This is a genomic window from Mongoliimonas terrestris, assembly GCF_001927285.1.
Classification (GTDB): domain Bacteria; phylum Pseudomonadota; class Alphaproteobacteria; order Rhizobiales; family Pleomorphomonadaceae; genus Chthonobacter; species Chthonobacter terrestris.
Genome location: NZ_MSIG01000044.1, coordinates 1 through 2440 on the forward strand (window position 1 = coordinate 1; position 2440 = coordinate 2440).

Here is a 2440-nt window from a genome sequence, read left to right on the forward strand (position 1 = left end):
CACTGGCCGCCGATCACCGGCGGGGTGGTGCGCATGCATGCCGCCCAGCTTCTCGCCCTCGTCGCCGGGATGGGCTGGCGGCGGGTCAGCCGCGTTCCCGCCCGGCGGCCGACGAGCCTCGGCTGAGGCTGCGACAGGGTGACTCGGCAGAAGCCCCGAAGCACTAGGAAGCGCGCATATCAGCCGGATTCGTGCTTGAATCCGGCTCATGACGACTGCTTTGCCAGATCTCCCGGACGACATCGAGACGCTGAAGGCGATGGTCCTCGCGGCCCGCGCGGAGAGCGCGCATCAGCGCGACTTTCCGCCCGGCTCGAGGCGGAACGGCTGGTCCTGGAGGCGGAGGCCGCCCGTCTTGCCGCCGCCAAGGCGGCAGCCGACGCCCGCATCGAGCGGCTCACCGCCATCCTGAAGGCGATGGAGCGTGCCCGCTTTGGGCGCAAGTCCGAGACGCTGGTCGACGGGCAGCAGTCCTTCCTCTTTGAGGAAGTCGAGACCGGGATCGCCGCGCTCCCGGCCTCGGTCGGCATCGAGACGTCGGCCGGACGCGAGCGGGCGAACCGTGCCCGCAAGCCGCTGCCCCAGCATCTGTAGCGGGTAGAGGTGGTGATCGAGCCGGAGGCGGCGCCCTGCGCCTGCGGAGCCTGCGAGCGCATCACGATCGGCGAAGGTGAGGCGGGGAAGCAAACGATCCAGTGAATCGTTTGCCCGCCGAACGCGGAACGGCTCGACGTGGTGCCCGCCCGCTTCCGCGTCATCGTCACCCACCGCCCGCGCTATGCCTGCGCCGCCTGCCGCGAGAGCATCGTCCAGGCCGAAGCGCCGCCGCGGCTGATCGAGGGCGGACTTCCCACCGAGCGGCTGCTCGCTCATGTCGCGGTCGCCAAGTATGCCGACGGTCTGCCGCTCTACCGCCAGGAGGGCATCTACGCCCGCGACGGCGTCGACATCGGCCGCACGGTGATGGCGGGCTGGATGGGCAAGGTCGGCTTCCACCTGGAGCCGCTCGCCGAGCGCATCCTCGACCTCATCCGGTCCGGCGAGCGCGTGTTTGCGGATGAGACGACGTTGCCGACGCTCGCGCCGGGGTCTGGCAGGACCAAGTCCGCCTGGCTCTGGACCTACGCCCGCGACGACCGTCCGTTCGGCGACACCGATCCGCCCATGGTCGCCTATCGCTTCGAGGACAGCCGGGCGGGAGAATGCCCGGAGCGCCATCTCGCCGGCTTCCGCGGCTTTGCTGCAGACCGACGGCTATGCCGCCTACCGCCGCCTCGCCGAAGCCGGCCGCGCTGGCGGCCCCGTCACGCTCGCCGCCTGCTGGGCGCACCTGCGGCGCGCCTTCTTCAAACTCCATGTGCTCGGCGACAGCCCGACGGCCACCTGGACGGTGGAGACCATGGCCACCCTCTGGGCCGTGGAGGATCAGGTGCGCGGCTCCTTGCCGGAGATCCGCCGAGCCGCCCGCCAGCAGCACGCAGCCCCCGTCGTCGCCACCCTCTTCGAGCGCTGGGAAGCCGAACTCCGCCGGATCCCGGCCAAGTCCAAGCTCGCCGACGCGATCCGCCAGGCCCTCCGGCGCCGCCACGACTTCGAGTTCTATCTCGCCGACGGCCGCGCCGAGCTCGACTCCAACACCGTCGAGCGCGCCATCCGTCCCCAGACCCTCACCCGCAAGAACAGCCTCTTCGCAGGATCGGACGGCGGCGGCCGAACCTGGGCGACGATCGCCACGCTGCTCGCCACCGCCAAGCTCAACGGCATAGACCCTGCCGCCTGGCTCACCGTAACCCTCGAGCGCATCGCAGCCGGCTGGCCGAACAGGGACCTCGACGCTCTTCTGCCGTGGAACCACGAGCAGGGCTGACGGCCGCGCGTGGACGCTTACACCGAAGCTGGGTTCCTGGACGGAGCGGCTCGACGCGCTTCTGCTGCACAACAGCGGCAAGCCGGTTAGCGAGTATAGCGCGGCAATCTGGGTGAGTTTGGCGCGACAGTCAGGATGAGAGTCGAGGTGTCACGGCGGTGGAGATGATCGCGGCGGGTTCGGTCGCGAGCAAGGTTTTTCTCATCCTGATTGTCGGGGCGCGTCAATCAGGGACGTCTTTGATTGTCGCGCGGGTAGGCGGGCGTCCGGGTCCCTTTCGGCGCTCGACGGCGGCGCGGCGGCGGTAGCTCTCGACGTTGAGTTCGAGGATCGTCGCGTGGTGGACGAGGCGGTCGACGGCGGCCAACGTCATAGCAGGATCCGGAGAGATCCTGTTCCACTCGCCGAAGGGTTGATTTGCAGTGATGAGAGTGGATCTGCGTTCGTAGCGGGCGCTGATCAGCTCGAAGAGCACGCTGGTCTCGGCCTGATCCTTGGTGACGTAGGCGACGTCGTCCAGGATCAGCAGGTGGTACTTGTCGAGGATTCCAGCGCGAGCTCGCGGCGGGCGAC

At 69.3% G+C, this 2440-nt stretch carries 1 protein-coding gene and 1 pseudogene; one reads left to right on the top strand and one right to left on the bottom strand.

Annotation, left to right across the window (positions count from 1 at the left end; all coding sequences use genetic code 11):
* The first annotated feature begins 208 nt into the window (after window positions 1-208).
* Window positions 209-1867 (top strand): annotated as a pseudogene (gene tnpC, locus BUQ68_RS22520) (IS66 family transposase).
* A gap of 223 nt (window positions 1868-2090) precedes the next feature.
* Here tnpC and BUQ68_RS22525 read toward each other — a convergent pair.
* Window positions 2091-2440 (bottom strand): ATP-binding protein (locus BUQ68_RS22525; RefSeq protein ID WP_175577889.1); only part of this gene is annotated, 350 nt, incomplete at its 5' end.